Source organism: Sedimentibacter sp. B4, assembly GCF_000309315.1.
Classification (GTDB): domain Bacteria; phylum Bacillota; class Clostridia; order Tissierellales; family Sedimentibacteraceae; genus Sedimentibacter; species Sedimentibacter saalensis.
This window is the reverse complement of the sequence record NZ_CANG01000555.1, coordinates 1-241: the sequence shown is the minus strand read 5'-3', so window position 1 is coordinate 241 and position 241 is coordinate 1. Positions and strand designations below refer to the sequence as shown.

The 241-nt window shown below is 72.2% G+C and carries 1 pseudogene; it reads right to left on the bottom strand.

The window, feature by feature from the left end:
• Positions 1–241, bottom strand: a pseudogene (locus BN358_RS26620) (alpha/beta hydrolase); the annotation flags it as partial.

The following is a 241-nucleotide window of genomic DNA, read 5'->3' as shown; positions in this document are numbered from 1 at the left end:
CGTCGAGGTCCGCGTCGACCTGCACGTCCCTGCGGCCGATCACCACCAGGGTCGGCACCCGCACGTCGGGCAGTGCCCGGTCCGCACCCTCCACCCAGAGTTCCCGGGCGAAGGGCAGGTTCGCGGGGGTCTCGAAGCTCGACAGCACCATGCGGATGTTCTCGGGCAACCCCGGGTCCGGATCCATCGGGCGGCCGTCTGCGTAGCGGGTCGCCGCGGCCTCCACCATCGCGAGGAGCGA